Genomic DNA, 15,077 nt, shown 5'->3' with positions numbered 1-15,077 from the left:
TATAAAACACCCCTATGAATGAGCATGAATAACTTTAAAATAATATGGCGAAAAAAGTGTTTTATTTAATCTGCGAATTCGATAATGAATATTATTTTTAGTGTTGGCCGTAATAGACACAGCAACGCTTGATTAAGTGATATTTTGCGAGCATCATCGCAATTATTTACCCGAAAATGAAATCAATGACTTCCAGTAAATCCCTGCAACAGGCAATTGCTGACATCACCATCTGGCGTAAAGGCGAACAACGCGCGCCGCACAAGCCCCTACTGCTGCTTCACGTGCTGGCGGGGTATCAGCAAGGCCATGACCGCCTGTTTGATTACGGTTCAGAAGTTCGCGACCCCTTGCATAGCCTGCTGGAGCAATTTGGACCACAGCGCGCGCAGTACCGCCCGGATATGCCCTTCTGGCGCTTACAGGGCGATGGATTCTGGGAGCTCCAAAACGCCGAGCATTGCTCAACATCCGGCAGCAGCAAACAGCCCCCCGCCGGAGAACTGGTGACGCATAACGTTGCGGGAGGTTTTGATGAACAGCATTTTGCCCTACTGAAAAAGAGCAAAAACCTCATTAACACCCTGGCACAGCAAATTCTCGAGGCTCACTTCACCGAAAGCATCCAGGAAGAGATCGCGGATGAACTGGGGTTTGATATCCTGCAAATCCGCAAACAGCGGGACCCATTGTTCCGCCAGCAGGTTCTGCGTGCCTATAACTATAAATGCGCCATTTGTGGCTTCAATATGCGCCACGACAGCACTTCGGTTGCCCTGGAGGCCGCCCATATTAAATGGAAACAGCACGGCGGTCCGTGCGAGATTTCAAACGGCCTGGCGCTGTGTGCAATCCACCATAAAGCATTTGATAAAAGTTCGATTGGGCTGGATGAGAGTATGCGAGTTCAGGTGTCACCCGCAGTAAATGGCAGCGGCATGGTGGGCAGACTATTCTGGGATTTCGACGGTAAATCGATAGCGCTGCCAATGATGCGCGAGAATTATCCAAAAGAAGGTTTTGTGGAGTGGCACAGGAAGGAGGTGTTTAGAGGGTGAGTGCGAAGGCCGGACTCAAAACACAATGTAATAAACTGAAAACAAAGAAAATAAAAAAGAACACATGTTTATGTGCCCCCTTTTGTGCCCCCATGGTTTTTTAAGCCCCTTAAGTTCACAACTGATTGGTATTCAAAAGGAAATTGATATTTTCCCCATCGGTTAGGTTCCGATATACGGATCCTAACCGGGGTAATATTGAACATCAGTAAAATTCTTTTTTTCCATATAACTGTTCACACTGTTCACCTTTTCATTTTTCTTTTTAATATCATAACGATAAGTGGTGAATGGTTGGTGAAGAGTGAACAGTCGACTCTTCACCTTTGTGATTTGTGCTCGTTCTGGAACCGTCCGCTCAGGCGATGTGAGGGGTGATAAAAAGTTTTTTCAGGTTTTACTGTTCACACTGTTCACCTCTGTTTTTTTATCAATAATTTCATGGTGATACAGGGTGAATATACGGTGAAGGGTGAACAGTGGATTGTTCACCCTGTGGCAATGGCCAGAAAGGAAAAGACCGGCTGTTGCCGGTCTGAGGTAGGTTATATCGCTGTGGGTTCGTCGCACTTAGGCAGCCAGTCGCCGTAGCTTTCCTCTTTCAGCGACAGGTTAGTCTGTATCCCCTGCTTGGTGTGCCGCTTCTCATAATTCAGGCCGTACTCTTTCAGCATCATGGGCAGCCCCAGCCCGAACATTTTCAGGCTGAGCACGTTCCTGTAGCCGTTAGCCTCCATATAGGCCAGATACGCGTGATAGAGATATTTACGATAATTACGCGGGATGATGCTGGCATTCCCCATAAACATCCCACTGGTCTGCGGGAGCATTTCCAGATAGCCGCAAAAATCAAACGTCGGGTCTGCATCACGCTTAATGCTGAGCGCCTCGTCGGAGTTCTGCTGCGACTGGAGCAGTGCGCGTGCAGTCATCGGGTCGCTGAACTTCTGCATAAGCTGGCGCACAATCACGGCCAGCTCGCGCGCAATTTTATCCCTGAGCTGCGGGTCGCGTTCCTCCGGGGCAATCTGCTCCGGGAAATGAATAATCACCCTGCGACGGGAGACGCCGCCGCTGCGGTCGGTGAAGCGCATGGGGTTATTGTTCACGGCCAGAATCACCGCCGGAATATGCGTTGAGTACGGATTCTGGTATTTCGGGTCAACTGAAACTGCATCGCCGCCGGTGATGGCCTTGAGTCCTGCGCCGTCACCGCTCCATTTTTCCTGGTCTGGCAGACGGATAAGCGAGAAGCCAATCAGGGAGGCACGCTTGCGCGGGTCTTCCAGTGTGTCGATATCGGCTGACGTGGCATTATCTTCCCCGGCGAGCAGGGTCGCGATTTCGGCCAGAATACTTTTGCCGCTCCCGCCGGGACCGGTGACTTCGAGAAAGAGCTGCCAGTCGTAACGGTTCGCCAGTACCATAAACAGCGCAGCGAGTATCACGTCGCGCTTTTGTGGATTTTTACCGGCCGCCCGGTCGAGCCAGCGCCAGAAGTTCGGCGCGTGGGTTTCCAGCATTTCGCCTTCCACCGGCGGGGTGAAATCCACATCACACAGCGTGCGCAGCCAGTGCGATTTGTGGTGCGGGCTGAATACGCCGCTTTGGGTATCGAGTACCCCGTTGCGAAAACCAATCAGACGGCGCGCCGGTGTATCCTGCTGCGGAATAATCAGTTTCAGGGTCTCCACCACCGAGGCAATTTTCCCGGATGAGAACGGGGCGCGTAAGCGCTGGAATAAATCAGCCACATTCCGTGAAAAAGTGGCGGCAGGGATATTTTTCCAGATGCCGTTTTCATAGCGGGACAGGAGCTGGCCGTTTGCATCCACCGCCAGCGCTTCGCCGTAATGCTCATGCACCCGCAAAGCCTTGTCGCTGGCGCTCATGGCGGTAAATTCCGCCTCACTCATGGTATCAAACGGACTTTGTGCCGGAGGCCGGATAGCGTCATAAATGGCTTTGCGCGTGGCTTCCTCGCCGTACTGTATAAACGCATCATTCCAGTCACCGAACACCGGCGGCAGGGCAACAATGCCCTCACAGGCATCTGCGGCCGCAGCGGCTTTACTCTGGCCGTCGCCGTTAAGGTCACGGTCGGCGGCGAGGACAATCTGACAGGCCGGGGACTTCTGACGGGTAAGGCTCGCCAGAGAAAGGAGGTTCACGGAGGACAGCGCCACCATGACGGTTTCCCCGGTCAGGTGATGCACGGTGAGCGCGGTCGCATAACCTTCCGCAATCCACAGGCGTTTTCCGGCCTGTTTTTTCCCTTCGATGATATGACACGCCCCTTTGACCTGACCGCCTTTCAGGGTGCGTTTGAGACCATCAGCATTGATAAACTGAAGGTTAACCAGTGCGCCGGTATCGTCATACAGCGGGACAACCACATCCCCGGCGCGGAACGTCACGCCGCCGGTTTTATGCATGGCGGTGAGCGTCAGACATTCCAGAGCGGGGAAACCCTTGCGGGTGAGGTAGGCGTTGCCGGTGGCCGGTCGGGTTTTCTCCATGAGCCTGACGGCCAGCGCGGCCGCCGCTTTGCGGTCGGCCACAGTTTCGGCCTCTGCGGCCGCAATCACTTCCGGGGCAACCGGCGACAGATTGCCGGTCACGGCGTTCACCTTCCCGGCAGCTTCTGACGGGGTCACGCCAAACACTTTCTCTACCAGCTTAAGCCCGTCACCTGCGCCACACTGATTGCAGAACCACGTCCCGCGCCCTTCTTTATCGTCAAAGCGGAAACGGTCAGAGCCACCGCACACCGGGCAGGACTGATGGCGGTTTTTAATCACCTTCACACCCAGCGCAGGGAGAATGCGCGGCCAGTGGCCGCACGCCTGTTTTGCCGTTTCTGTTACGTTCATTTTCATGGTTGTTTTCTCCCTCAGTGCAGTACCGGTGCGGTGATATGACGGGCGCAAAGCTCATCCATCACGGCCAGCCCGAGAAAGGACAGCGACGGCGCGGATTTGAGTGGTCCGGCTTCCATTAAATCTTCCAGTAGTGCACAGGCTATCTGGCGGCCTTTTTCTTCGCCGTGCTGGCGCAGGTAGAAGCCCTCCAGCTCGGCGGCAATGGCGCTTTCCAGCGCGTCGAGGGTGAGGTGCGGGTAGCGGTGCTGGCGTTCGCACAGGGTCAGCCATGCACAGGCCACGGCGCGACGATACAGCGCGGCGCGTAATACGGGCGGTAATGGCTTTTTCATACGTTACCCTCCCCGGTCAGCCACTGCTGATTGCAGCGTTCGACCACGCCGTCGAGCTGGGCGGTCATGAGGTAAATCACGGAGGTGAGCTGTAACTGCTGCGCAGGGTCACGACGAACGGTGGCGCAGTCCTGCACCTGCATCAGGTCGCCGACGAGCTGGCCGACGTTGCGCATATGCTCCAGACATTCGAGGTCACGGGCAGTAATGGTGGTGTGTCTCATGCGCGCACCTCCGCAACCGGCAGACGGCCAGCGAACGAGAGGATGTAATCACGAACGAGGGAACGACGTGCAGCGTGTTCATCACCGGCAACGGTGCGGAGCATACAGATACGGGGTTTACGGTCTGCGCGACGAACAGCGGCAAACACAAAGACAAACTGCGGGTGTGACGGGGTGAGGGTCGTAGCCATAAGGGCAACCTCCTTGAAGTAGCGGTTATTGCCACCACCGGAGCTGCAAATCTCATGGGTGGTAGCCCGGACGGGGTTTGCAGTACCGGCCTTCAAGGAAACCGGCCAGCCCGAAGGCTGCCCCGCCCGGACCACCATTATCTGACAGGAGCCAAGGTGTAAGCACCACAGCCCGAAAAATAGGTGTGCCTGAGCAACGACATAAAAAAACACGCTCGGCGCGTGTTGTGTCGCCTTGAAGTTACACGGGCTGCAAATCCCGGCTGCCGATTTTGCGACAGCGGGAAAACTATACCTGGAAACGGCGAAAAGAAGCAAGCCAGAAAAAGGGGCTGTTTGCTGAACGATCATCATCATGCGTCATAGCCCCGGTTACGTTCGGCAATGCGATCTGCCATCCATGCGGTGATTTCAGACTGCGCCCACGCCACGTTTTTCCCACCGAGGGAGATTTGTTTCGGGAAAGATTCCCGGCTGATGAGGTCGTAAATGGTCGAGCGGGACAGGCCGCACAGATGCATCACTTCGGGCAGACGGATAAAGCGCTCGTGAACGGTATCAGAAACCGGCATCAGCGGCGCGGCAGGGGCAGAAGACGGGGAAGAAAAAGCAGTGTGCATCGGGCTACCTCACAAAGTCCATACAGTGCCGGGCGTGTCCGTCCGGCTTCGGGTAGCTCTCTATTTTGTGAATATTTTCCTTCAGGGCAACAAGTCATTTTGTATTACTCCACCACACAACAGAGCGATTTTTATACAGTGGCAAACAGTGACAATTGTTGACAATCTCTGATAACAAAATGGCAAACCGATAATTACTTTTATTTATATATTTATTATTTTTAATCACTAAAAAGTCTAAGTGGCTGACTGGCTGAAAAAACTGAAGGGTGAACAGTGGTGAACAGACGGTGAACAGTCAGACCTTCAACTGTTCACCCTTTAACTTACTGTATTATTTATCTTTTTATTTAAGGTGAACAGTGGTGAATAGTTATAAGTAAAAAAACAAACGGTGAGTAAGGTTTTCCTGCGACCTTTCTCTGGCCAGCCTGATTTTAAGGTCTGTTTGTGCCAGCACTCTGACAACGGCAATGAATCGTGTTGTTGTGCAGGAGGCGTCAGAATCATTTCAGGTTGAACACACGGAGAGCCTGAACATGAAACCCGAACTCATTATAAAAGCCATGCAGACCGTTATCAGTAAACAGGATGAAGGCGCGGAACAACGTATTGCCGGTGCGCTGGCCGCACTTAATGAAGCAAAAGACGCACACACGACCAGCATGGGTAAACTCAGCGACATTGAGGCTTCCATTCAGCGTTGTGAGCAGGAACGACAGACCGCCCTCAGTGAAAGTGCACAGGCCGAACAGGACTGGCGCAGCCGCTTTCGAACTCTGCGCGGCAACCTCACTCCTGAACTGAAAGCTGAACACAGTAAACGTATCGCCAGCCGCGAACTGGCTGATGAGTTCACCGGTCTGATTACCGAGCTGGAGAAAGACAAAAGCCTCGCCATGCTTGGTGCATGCTCCTCCGGTACGGCTTATATCAGCGCCCATGAAAAAGCGTTCACCACTTACGCCAACAGCGAGTGGAAGAAGGCGCTGACCGGTATCAGCCCCGCACTGTTACGTGCCTTTCTGTTGCGTATACGGTCGCTGGAAATGAGCGGAGAAACCTCGCCGCGTGCGACCGTGACCCGTGAGCTGGGTGATGCCCTGAATATGCAGTCAGCCCTGTATCATTTTGATATGGAGCAGGAGCCGGTCCTGTCCGTAACGGGCATGAATCGCCCGGTCATAACCGGGGTTGATATGGCGCTGTTAAGAAGCCCGGCCAGACGGATGAAGCTTGCCGCTGAACTGGCCGCAAAAGACCACGAACAGGCAGAGGGCTGAATTATGTTTCACTGTCCGTTCTGCAAAAAGACCGCGCACGTCCGTACCAGCCGGTATCTGTCGGAAAACGTCAAACAGCGTTATCACCAGTGTACCAATATCGAATGCTCGGCCACTTTCCGCACCATCGAGTCGGTTGACGGTGTGATACGTGCCGCACCGGAAAAAACCGACCCCGCACCGGTGACGCCACCGCCGCCGCGTAAAGTACAGGGCTGCTACAGCTCGCCGTTCCGGCATTAATCAGGAGAGAGACACGTGACCACTGTGACATTGCAGCAGGCCTTTGAGGCCTGTCAGACGAACAAAAACACCTGGCTGAAACGTAAAGCCGAACTGGCCGACCTTGAACTTGAATACCGTGAACAGTTCCTTGCCGGTGACGAACAAATCCCGCGCAGAATGCAGGATTTGCGCGACAATATCGACGTGAAAAAGTGGGAGATTAATCAGGCCGCCGGTCGCTATATCCGCTCACATGAGGAGGTACAGCACATCAGCATCCGCAACCGGCTCCATGACTTTATGCAGCAGCATGGCGCAGAGCTGACCGCCACGCTGGCACCTGAGCTGATGGGATATCACGAACAAATTTCCGCAGTAAAACAGAGCGCCATGCAGCACTCGGTTGATTATCTGCGTGAAGCCCTGTCGGTGTGGCTGGCCGCAGGTGAAAAAATTAATTATTCCGTGCAGGACAGCGACATTTTAACGGCCATCGGATTCAGGCCTGATGCGGCTTCGCGGGATGATAATCGCCAGAAATTCACCCCGGCACAGAACCTGATTTACACCCGCCGACGTGCAGAACTGGCCGCACGGTAGCACGCAAAAAAATCCCCGAAAATTCCGCTATTTTTCCCGAAAAAAGCCATGCATCCATAAGGTGCATGGTTTTGCATGCAAATCCCCGTATTTTTTATCCCACGCAACACCAGTACCGGCGCGGCCTGAGGCCGTTCATGCACCTGCATTAAAAGCGACCTCTTAAGCGGGCAGGCGTGGCGGGGAGAGCATTGCGCGCACGTGCGTATTACTTTTTTTTTCTATATTTTTGGTAGGAAGCATTAAGTGGTAGATAGGAGTAGAGTAGATAACAAGTGAACCCTCAGGGTACCTACTCAAATAAAATAAATACTATCAACGGGTTAAGAAAAGGAGTTTTCTATGCAGCAAATAGGTTCAAAATGGTGGAAATTTGACTTCCACACACACACTCCTGCGTCAATGGACTACGGTAAAGCTGATCACCAAATAAAACAAACCATGACCCCGAGGGGGTGGTTATTGGATTACATTAGCCATGGTATTGAATGTATAGCTGTCACTGATCATAATTCAGGAGCATGGATTGATCTTTTAAAATTAGAGGCAGAGAAATTAAGAGATGAAGGGAATTCAATATATATATTTCCCAGCATAGAAATCACTGCTCATGGCAACATACATATATTAGGCATTTTTGACCCAGAGAAAACATCAAGCCATATATCACAACTCATCGGTGCCATTAATTATACTGGTACAGAAGGAGACAGTGATGCAGTAACTGAAAGTAGCCCGCAGCAAGTTATAGACATAATAATTGATCGTGGCGGCGTAGCTATTCCAGCACATATTGATAAAGCTAGTGGTCTTTGCACAGTTCATTCATCGGGAGCAACATTAAAGCAAATTTTAACAAATGCATCTGCTGTTGAAGTAATTAGAACTCATGATGAATATGAAACTATTCAACCTGGTTCGAGCCCGCTACAAGGATATGTTTCACTGAATACTAGCCTTTCAGAAATACTTGGCTCTGACTCTCATCACCCAAACACAGTTGGTAGAGCATTTACTTGGATAAAAATGGGGACGCCTTCCATTGAAGGATTAAAACTCGCCTTATTTGATGGTATCGACTCTTTAAAAAGATCTGATCAATTCCCTGACTCACCGAATGTTTTTGCGGAAAACCGAATTATATCAATTAAAGTTAATAAAACTAAGTACTGTGGCCGAAGAAATGAATTTTCAATACAATTTCATCCTTGGTTAAACTGTATCATCGGCGGGAGAGGTAGTGGTAAATCAACAGTTTTAGAGTTTATGAGAACTGCTTTAGGAAGAGAAAATGAGCTTGAACAACTATCTTCCAATAAAGAAATGTACAGCACTTATCAAAAGCTTGCTAAAAAAGCAAAAAACCGAGAGGATGATGGTGTTTTTCTCGATGACAGTAGTATTCAAATAGAATATTTAAAGGGGGGGAATAAATATCGTTTAGATTGGACTTATGCTCGTCAGCAAGTATCCATAAATCGTATAGACGATCAAAATATAATCCCAGAAGAAGGAGATGTAATATCTAGATTCCCTGTAAAAATATTTAGTCAAAAACAAATATATGAAATCTCACGCTCCCCAAATTATCTTTTAAATCTTATTGATGAGTCTAGCATTGTAAATATAAATGACTGGCAATATACTTGGGGAAATGAAGTTAACACACTCTCTCAGCTAAGAAGAGAGGTCAAAGATCTCAGAGCCAATATATCTACCAAGACACACTTAATTGGACAACTAAGTGATGTTAATCAAAAGATAACCTCTATTGAGAGATCTAGCCATGCGAGCATTCTCGCAAACTATCAAAAAACATTAAATCAAGAAAGTACTATTAATGACTTCACTTCAAAAAACATTGAATTCTTTGAAGGTCTAATAGAGCATATTACACAATCAAAGCCTAATTCTTTTAGTGCAATCCCATTACTTTTCAGCAATATAAATGAATTAGAAGTGCAAGGTAAAATCCTTGGTATACAACAAAAAATTGAAGATGCAATTCAAGCTGTTAATAACGTAGTCGAAATAACAACAAAAGAAATTACAGATTTACTTGAGTGGTATAGTTCCTGCTCACTTAAACAAGAGGTTACGGCTCATCAAAGCCAATACTCTGCACTAATGGCCACTTTACAAATCAGCGGTGTTAATAACCCTAATGAATATGATTCTCTGATCACTACGAGAAAGCAACTAACAGAACGATTAGATAAGATAAGTGCTGATGAAAAAACCATTGAGACAAAAAAGGCAGAAACAACAGAAAGTTACAAACGATTAGTAGAACTACGAAAAGAACTTACATCTCGCAGAAGACAGTTCCTCATAGATATAAATAATAACAATACTAACTTCAAAGTTAGTGTGGATTTTTGTGCAGATAAACAATTCCTCGAGAGCAGTTTCAGGAACTCCATTGACAAGAAAGACACAACATTTAGCAATGAAATCTATAATGAGGATGAAAATGGTTTTTTAAATTTATTAAACACTCAAATCAAAGAAATATCAGAGAATATGGATGGAATAATCCAAAAAATACAAAAACTAAAAAATGGTTTTTTTGATAAAAGCTCAAATACTATTCTTGATGTAAAATTAAGCAAACGATTTTTTGATTTTAAAAATGAACTAACAGATGAAGTAATTACATCTCTTATCTGCTGGTTCCCTAGTGATGCAATTACTGTAAAATATAATGATGGAAGAAGATTTAAAGATTTATCACAAGGCTCTGCTGGCCAAAAAGCAGCAACTGTTTTAGCATTCTTGCTCTCATATGGTGATGATCCAATAATTTTAGATCAACCTGAGGATGATTTGGATAATCAATTGGTTTATGAACTTATTGTAAAAAAAATAAAAGAAAGTAAAAATAAAAGACAAATACTCATCATCACTCATAATCCTAACATTGTCGTTAATGGGGATTCTGAACTAGTCATTTCATTAAGTCAGCAATCGGGTACTACGGACTTCCTTTCTCTGGGCGGTCTACAAGAACGTGAAGTAAGAAAAACAATTTGTGACATTATGGAGGGAGGTAAAGACGCATTTAGCCAACGTTATAGAAGAATTATAACAGCTTAATGCATGGCTCCCCTCTTATTTTTAAGAGGGGAGCTGTGGCCAATTCTTATACATTATGTGAGTTTTTATTTTTTGCAAAATCATATGGTGTAATTAGTACATTATTATTCGCATCAAGATAATCAGCCCACCACTGAACCATAAGTCTGCGCTCATCCAAATGCTCTGAAGTATGAATATATGCCGCCCGAACATTATTACGCTCAGAGTGGCTTAACTGACGTTCTATAGCATCATCACTCCACAACCCTGACTCACCCATAGCACCACGCGCCATCGTTCTGAATCCATGCCCGCAAACTTCAGTTTTCGTGTCATAGCCCATCGCACGCAATGCGCTGTTTACCGTGTTTTCACTCATAACCTTAGTTGCGTCATGATCCCCCGGGAACAGCAGCTCTTTATCACCACTAATTTGCTTGAGCTGCTCTAATAAAACCATCGCCTGCCGACTGAGAGGAACAATATGCTCCTCTTTCATTTTCATGCCACGATACGAGTAACGCACGCCCTTAATTTCTTCTCGCTTTGCAGGTATACGCCAAAGAGATTTATCGAAGTCGAACTCATCCCAGCGCGCGAAACGCAACTCACTGGAACGCACAAAAGTTAGTAAGGAAAGCTCAACCGCGATCCGTGTCATTACACGGCCACGATATGCAGCAAGACGTGCAAGAAACTCAGGGAACCGGCTAGAGGATAAAGCGGGGTAATGTCGCGCTTTGGTTGTCGATAGCGCACCGGCCATATCACTGGCTGGATTTGAGTCGATGTAATCGTTCTGTACTGCATAACGCATGATAGCCGTGACACGCTGCTGAAGACGCTGCGCGACGTCATGCTTACCACTTGCATCAACTTTTTTAATCGGGGCTAACAGGTGGCTAGTCTTGAGCTGGCGAATGTCGGACGAACCAATATGAGGGAAGATATAAAGCTCAAGATAGCGAAGAACGCGCGATCGATGGTCTTCACTCCAGCGCTTGTTACTGGCGTGCCATTCACGAGCAATGGTTTCGAAAGTATATGCCCCCGAATTCTCGGCCTGAGCTTCTTTCTGCTCGGCTTTTGGGTCAATGCCCTGCACTAGCAGCTTTTTAGCTTCATCGCGCTTTGCTCTTGCCTGAGCAAGCGTCACAGTAGGCCAAACACCAAAAGCGAGGCGATCCTCTTTTTTGTCTGAGGGGCGTCTGTATTTCATGCGCCAGTATTTAGAACCCTTAGCCGAAATCTCGAGATACAAACCGCCGCCATCGGCCATTTTGTAGGTTTTTTCTTTTGGCTTTGCGGTCTCGACCTGTCTGGCGTTGAGCTTCATTTGGGGGCACATTTCTAATCGAAGTTAAGATGCCCCCAATTATGCCCCCAATGGCATCCGGATTTCAACGGACGACCTCGGACGACTCAGGACGTAAAAATCGCTGCAAGCATTGATTTTTAAGGGATAATTGGACTTTCTCGGATGGTCTTGGAAGTGCTAATGGTGCCGAAGGCCGGACTCGAACCGGCACGTATTTCTACGGTTGATTTTGAATCAACTGCGTCTACCGATTTCGCCACTCCGGCACGGAAGGGATGCGGAAAACGTTGTGGATTATACCTGTCATGCGCCACCATGCAAGCGCCAGCGTGTGTCTGGCTCGCTAAGTGTTGAAAATTTCAGCATTACCTTTCGTACCTGCAATCAACATCACGGTTTAGCCCACGCAATAACCGCCTTAATCCCCCCTTCTGCGAAGCGTCCCGTTTCCCCATGCTCTACACTTCCAGTTCAACACCATACTGAGGGAAACACGATGTCGATGATAAAAAGCTACGCCGCAAAAGCGGCGGGCAGCGAACTCGAACTCTATGAATATGATGCGGGCGAGCTTAAGCCGGAAGATGTCGAAGTCCAGGTCGATTACTGCGGTATCTGCCATTCTGATTTGTCGATGATCGACAACGAATGGGGATTCTCTCAGTATCCGCTGGTTGCCGGGCATGAGGTGATTGGCCGTGTGGCAGCACTCGGCAGCGCGGCACAGGATAAGGGCCTGAAGGTTGGTCAACGCGTCGGCGTTGGCTGGACAGCGCGCAGCTGCGGGCACTGCGATGCCTGTATCAGCGGTAATCAGATTAACTGTCTGGAAGGGTCTGTTCCCACAATTCTTAATCGCGGCGGCTTTGCCGAGAAGCTGCGGGCCGACTGGCAGTGGGTGATCCCGCTGCCGGACAGTATCGATCTGGCGGCAGCTGGTCCCTTACTGTGCGGCGGCATCACGGTGTTCAAACCGCTGCTGATGCACCATATCACCGCCACCAGCCGCGTCGGGGTGATCGGTATCGGCGGCCTGGGGCATATCGCCATTAAGCTGTTACACGCGATGGGCTGCGAAGTGACCGCGTTCAGCTCCAATCCGGCGAAAGAGCAGGAAGTGCTGGCAATGGGGGCGGATAAAGTGGTCAATAGCCGCGATCCGGATGCGCTAAAAGCGCTGGCGGGCCAGTTCGATCTCATTATTAATACGGTTAACGTCGATCTCGACTGGCAGCCCTATTTTGAAGCGCTGGCCTACGGCGGTAACTTCCATACCGTCGGCGCGGTGCTGAAGCCGCTGCCGGTTCCGGCGTTCACCTTAATAGCCGGCGATCGCAGCATCTCCGGTTCGGCAACAGGTACGCCGTTCGAGCTGCGCAAGCTGATGAAGTTTGCCGGGCGCAGCAAGGTGTCGCCCACCACCGAACTGTACCCGATGTCGCAAATTAACGAAGCTATCCAGCACGTGCGTGACGGTAAGGCCCGCTACCGCGTAGTACTTAAAGCAGACTTCTGATCGTCTTTGCCGGGTGGCGTAAGCTTCCCGGCTATTCTCCCCGCTATTCCAGACAGGTTAAATTCTCCTCACAATCTCCGCAATTTAGCGGTGAAGAGTGCGTCACGGTTGCCTATACTCCAGGCAGGATAAATGGAGGAAATCTCAATGAGCGCACCCCTGCTAATTGCCCGCACGCCGGACACCGAACTGTTTTTACTGCCAGGCATGGCCAACCGTCACGGGCTGATTACCGGCGCGACCGGGACCGGTAAAACCGTCACGCTACAGAAGCTGGCCGAATCGCTGTCCGAGATTGGCGTTCCGGTATTTATGGCCGATGTGAAAGGTGACTTAACCGGCGTGGCCGAGGAAGGACAAGCCTCTGAAAAGCTGCTCGCCCGCCTGAAAAATATCGGCATTACTGACTGGCAACCGCATGCTAATCCGGTCACGGTGTGGGATATCTTCGGCGAAAAAGGTCACCCCGTGCGGGCCACGGTATCAGACCTCGGACCGCTTCTGCTGGCCCGTCTGCTGAACCTCAACGACGTGCAGTCCGGCGTGCTGGATATTATCTTCCGTATTGCCGATGACCAGGGTCTGTTGCTGCTCGATTTCAAAGACCTGCGGGCCATCACCCAGTACATTGGCGATAACGCTAAATCCTTCCAGAATCAGTACGGCAATATCAGTAGCGCCTCGGTCGGGGCTATCCAGCGCGGGCTGCTGTCGCTGGATCAACAGGGCGCGGCACACTTCTTTGGCGAACCGATGCTGGACATCAAAGACTGGATGCGTACCGACGCCAGCGGCAAAGGGATGATTAATATCCTCAGCGCCGAGAAGCTCTATCAGATGCCCAAACTGTACGCTGCCAGCCTGCTGTGGATGCTCTCCGAACTGTACGAACAATTGCCGGAAGCGGGCGATCTGGAGAAGCCAAAACTGGTGTTCTTCTTCGATGAAGCGCACCTGCTGTTCAACGATGCCCCGCAGGTGCTGCTGGATAAAATCGAGCAGGTGATCCGCCTGATCCGCTCGAAAGGGGGTCGGCGTGTGGTTCGTCTCGCAAAACCCGTCGGATATTCCGGACAACGTGCTTGGTCAGTTGGGGAACCGCGTGCAGCACGCCCTGCGCGCGTTCACCCCGAAAGACCAGAAAGCGGTGAAAAGCGCGGCGCAAACCATGCGCGCCAACCCGGCATTTGATACCGAAAAAGCCATTCAGGAGCTGGGAACTGGTGAGGCGCTGGTGTCGTTTCTGGACGCCAAAGGCAGCCCGTCGGTGGTTGAACGGGCGATGGTGATTGCGCCATGCTCACGGATGGGACCGGTGACGGACGACGAGCGCAACGGGCTGATTAATCACTCTTCGCTGTACGGCAAATATGAAGAAGATATCGACCGCGAGTCCGCCTATGAACGTTTACAGCAAGGCGTGCAGGCCAGTACCGAGCAGCAAAATACGCCCCCCGCCAACGGTAAAGCTGTCGATGTGGATGGCGGTATTCTCGGTGGGTTGAAGGATATTCTGTTTGGCAGCACCGGACCGCGTGGCGGTAAGCGCGATGGCGTGGTGCAGAGCGTGGCGAAAAGCGCGGCGCGACAGGTTACCAATCAGATAATCCGCGGTATGCTGGGGAGTTTGATGGGCGGGAGAAAACGCTAGCCCGTGTTACGTTGCCGGATGGCGGCGTAAACGCCTTATCCGGCCTACGGGTCCGGAGTAGGCCTGAAAAGCACAACGCCATCAGGCCTACGATTACTG

At 50.2% G+C, this 15,077-nt stretch carries 12 protein-coding genes, 1 tRNA gene and 1 pseudogene; 7 read left to right on the top strand and 7 right to left on the bottom strand.

What is annotated here, in order from left to right:
- The first annotated feature begins 185 nt into the window (after nucleotides 1–185).
- On the top strand, nucleotides 186–1,058 hold the full coding sequence (locus tag OGY18_RS22030) for a phosphorothioated DNA-binding restriction endonuclease (protein ID WP_286554378.1): 873 nt from the start codon (nucleotides 186–188) through the stop codon (nucleotides 1,056–1,058).
- Between the two features lie 545 nt (nucleotides 1,059–1,603).
- Here the strand turns inward: OGY18_RS22030 and OGY18_RS22025 are convergent.
- The 5 genes from OGY18_RS22025 to OGY18_RS22005 are packed head-to-tail and all read right to left on the bottom strand — an operon-like array spanning nucleotide 1,604 to nucleotide 5,307.
- Complete coding sequence (locus tag OGY18_RS22025) at nucleotides 1,604–3,937, bottom strand: primase-helicase zinc-binding domain-containing protein (protein ID WP_286554375.1); 2,334 nt, start codon at nucleotides 3,935–3,937, stop codon at nucleotides 1,604–1,606.
- Nucleotides 3,938–3,951: 14 nt separating this feature from the next.
- Complete coding sequence (locus tag OGY18_RS22020) at nucleotides 3,952–4,272, bottom strand: DUF5375 domain-containing protein (RefSeq protein ID WP_103283441.1); 321 nt, start codon at nucleotides 4,270–4,272, stop codon at nucleotides 3,952–3,954.
- Entirely contained in the window at nucleotides 4,269–4,496 is a 228-nt protein-coding gene (locus OGY18_RS22015; protein ID WP_001216599.1) for a hypothetical protein, read from the bottom strand. The genes OGY18_RS22020 and OGY18_RS22015 overlap by 4 nt, the downstream gene beginning before the upstream one ends.
- Nucleotides 4,493–5,044 carry a host cell division inhibitor Icd-like protein gene (locus tag OGY18_RS22010; protein WP_103283440.1) on the bottom strand — a complete coding sequence of 184 codons (552 nt, stop codon included), beginning with the start codon at nucleotides 5,042–5,044 and terminating at the stop codon, nucleotides 4,493–4,495. Before OGY18_RS22010 ends, OGY18_RS22015 begins: the two co-directional genes overlap by 4 nt.
- Entirely contained in the window at nucleotides 5,041–5,307 is a 267-nt protein-coding gene (locus OGY18_RS22005; RefSeq protein ID WP_181022907.1) for a helix-turn-helix transcriptional regulator, read from the bottom strand. The genes OGY18_RS22010 and OGY18_RS22005 overlap by 4 nt, the downstream gene beginning before the upstream one ends.
- Before the next feature lie 539 nt (nucleotides 5,308–5,846).
- On the opposite strand from OGY18_RS22005, the gene sid reads away from it, so the two are divergent.
- From sid to OGY18_RS21985, 4 genes are all read left to right on the top strand, one after another.
- Nucleotides 5,847–6,590: a capsid size-determining scaffold Sid gene (sid, locus tag OGY18_RS22000; protein ID WP_286554351.1), complete on the top strand. Its 744-nt coding sequence runs from the start codon at nucleotides 5,847–5,849 to the stop codon at nucleotides 6,588–6,590.
- Nucleotides 6,591–6,593: 3 nt separating this feature from the next.
- A complete protein-coding gene (locus tag OGY18_RS21995) occupies nucleotides 6,594–6,833 on the top strand; it encodes an STY4826 family bacteriophage gene regulatory protein (RefSeq protein ID WP_000468231.1) in 240 nt (79 codons plus the stop codon).
- A gap of 15 nt (nucleotides 6,834–6,848) precedes the next feature.
- Entirely contained in the window at nucleotides 6,849–7,415 is a 567-nt protein-coding gene (locus OGY18_RS21990; protein ID WP_286554349.1) for a phage polarity suppression protein, read from the top strand.
- Between the two features lie 342 nt (nucleotides 7,416–7,757).
- The gene (locus OGY18_RS21985; RefSeq protein ID WP_103283436.1) at nucleotides 7,758–10,511 is read left to right on the top strand and encodes a TrlF family AAA-like ATPase; all 2,754 of its coding nucleotides are present in this window, start codon (nucleotides 7,758–7,760) and stop codon (nucleotides 10,509–10,511) included.
- Between the two features lie 46 nt (nucleotides 10,512–10,557).
- Here the strand turns inward: OGY18_RS21985 and OGY18_RS21980 are convergent, their stop codons facing one another.
- Entirely contained in the window at nucleotides 10,558–11,829 is a 1,272-nt protein-coding gene (locus OGY18_RS21980) for a tyrosine-type recombinase/integrase (protein ID WP_103283435.1), read from the bottom strand.
- Between the two features lie 163 nt (nucleotides 11,830–11,992).
- Nucleotides 11,993–12,077, bottom strand: a tRNA-Leu gene (locus tag OGY18_RS21975).
- Nucleotides 12,078–12,307: 230 nt separating this feature from the next.
- Here OGY18_RS21975 and ahr point away from each other — a divergent pair.
- Together ahr and OGY18_RS21965 are read left to right on the top strand one after the other, a co-directional pair.
- On the top strand, nucleotides 12,308–13,327 hold the full coding sequence (gene ahr, locus OGY18_RS21970) for an NADPH-dependent aldehyde reductase Ahr (protein ID WP_111466188.1): 1,020 nt from the start codon (nucleotides 12,308–12,310) through the stop codon (nucleotides 13,325–13,327).
- 147 nt (nucleotides 13,328–13,474) lie between these two features.
- A pseudogene (locus OGY18_RS21965) lies at nucleotides 13,475–14,978 on the top strand (helicase HerA-like C-terminal domain-containing protein).
- Nucleotides 14,979–15,077: the final 99 nt, after the last annotated feature.

The sequence above is a fragment of the Citrobacter sp. Cpo142 genome (genome assembly GCF_030332425.1).
Classification (GTDB): domain Bacteria; phylum Pseudomonadota; class Gammaproteobacteria; order Enterobacterales; family Enterobacteriaceae; genus Citrobacter; species Citrobacter portucalensis.
The sequence above is the reverse complement of the archived record's forward strand: the minus strand, read 5'-3'. Positions and strand labels throughout refer to the sequence as shown.

Bases quoted from the DNA above. Each gene is read 5' to 3' on its own strand.
- OGY18_RS22030 (WP_286554378.1), top strand. From the start codon at position 186: ATGACTTCCAGTAAATCCCTGCAACAGGCAATTGCTGACATCACCATC.
- OGY18_RS22025 (WP_286554375.1), bottom strand. From the start codon at position 3,937: ATGAAAATGAACGTAACAGAAACGGCAAAACAGGCGTGCGGCCACTGG.
- OGY18_RS22020 (WP_103283441.1), bottom strand. From the start codon at position 4,272: ATGAAAAAGCCATTACCGCCCGTATTACGCGCCGCGCTGTATCGTCGC.
- OGY18_RS22015 (WP_001216599.1), bottom strand. From the start codon at position 4,496: ATGAGACACACCACCATTACTGCCCGTGACCTCGAATGTCTGGAGCAT.
- OGY18_RS22010 (WP_103283440.1), bottom strand. From the start codon at position 5,044: ATGATGATGATCGTTCAGCAAACAGCCCCTTTTTCTGGCTTGCTTCTT.
- OGY18_RS22005 (WP_181022907.1), bottom strand. From the start codon at position 5,307: ATGCACACTGCTTTTTCTTCCCCGTCTTCTGCCCCTGCCGCGCCGCTG.
- sid (WP_286554351.1), top strand. From the start codon at position 5,847: ATGAAACCCGAACTCATTATAAAAGCCATGCAGACCGTTATCAGTAAA.
- OGY18_RS21995 (WP_000468231.1), top strand. From the start codon at position 6,594: ATGTTTCACTGTCCGTTCTGCAAAAAGACCGCGCACGTCCGTACCAGC.
- OGY18_RS21985 (WP_103283436.1), top strand. From the start codon at position 7,758: ATGCAGCAAATAGGTTCAAAATGGTGGAAATTTGACTTCCACACACAC.
- OGY18_RS21980 (WP_103283435.1), bottom strand. From the start codon at position 11,829: ATGAAGCTCAACGCCAGACAGGTCGAGACCGCAAAGCCAAAAGAAAAA.
- ahr (WP_111466188.1), top strand. From the start codon at position 12,308: ATGTCGATGATAAAAAGCTACGCCGCAAAAGCGGCGGGCAGCGAACTC.